The sequence below is a fragment of the Marinactinospora endophytica genome (genome assembly GCF_054780875.1).
On the sequence record NZ_BAAGVM010000034.1, the window covers coordinates 1 to 1055 of the forward strand.

Sequence of the window (1055 nt, forward strand, 5' to 3'; positions counted from 1 at the left end):
AGCGCGGCGCTGTTCCCTTTACGTGTTGGGGCAATCTATACTTGCAGTAAGTTCGCTGGACTGAGGTGCCCGCTATGGATACCAACCGTTTTTTTGAACTGCTTCGCTCCTTTACCCAACTGACATCCTTGCAGTTGGAGCGCGCGCAAGAACATCTTCGCTATCACATGCAACAAGACCTCTTGCTACAAGTACTCACCGAGCGCCAGACGACCCTCCCTGTTTGCCCTCATTGTCATGCCGAGAGGGTCATCCACTGGGGACAATCCCGAGGGCTCTTGCGCTACCGGTGCAAAGAATGTGGCAAAACATTCAATCAGTTACATGGTGCCGCCCTGACTCGCCTGCGTCATAAGGAAAAATGGGCCCACTATGCCAACTGCTTGAGTGAAGGCATGACGCTCAGAAGAGCCGCCCACGAATGCCATGTTGACCTAAAAACATCGTTCCGCTGGCGGCATCGTTTCTTGCAATACGCATTGACGACCAATGCCAGCAAGTTAAGCGGAATTGTTGAGGCCGATGAAGTCTTTACACCGGAGTCCTTCAAGGGCTCCCGAACACTGACTCGCCCTCCCAGGAAGCATGGCGGTGATGGTCATGGCCACGTCCCTCTTGTGCCGATACTCATTGCGGTAGACAGATATGAGAATGAAGCAGATGCGGTACTACTGGATAAGAGTTATCAGCAGATAGCCCCGGCATTACAACCCCTGCTTAGTCGCGGCTCTATTCTCTGCACAGACGGCAACCAGAGCTACATCCAGATAGCCGAAGAGGTCGCAGGCATCATCCATAAGCGCTTGATAATCAGCAAACATCACCGGGTTGAGGATGAGGTCTACCACATCCAGACGCTGGATAACTACGTGAGCCGCTGGCGAGGCTGGATGCAGAAGTTCCACGGGGTCGGGACGGATTACTTGAAAAACTATCTGGCATGGTTTCGTGTCTACAACCAAGAGCCCAACAGTGCAAAATCCTGGTTATCGGGTGGGGTGAAAATAGTCAACAACACGTAAAGGGAACAGCGCCCTCTTTGATGCCCAGAAAGA

Annotated in this window: 1 protein-coding gene; it reads left to right on the top strand. The window is 52.6% G+C overall.

Annotated features, from left to right (window positions below; genetic code table 11):
* The first annotated feature begins 74 nt into the window (after positions 1-74).
* Positions 75-1022 carry an IS1595 family transposase gene (locus ACYVHU_RS26650; protein WP_498949918.1) on the top strand — a complete coding sequence of 316 codons (948 nt, stop codon included), beginning with the start codon at positions 75-77 and terminating at the stop codon, positions 1020-1022.
* Positions 1023-1055: the final 33 nt, after the last annotated feature.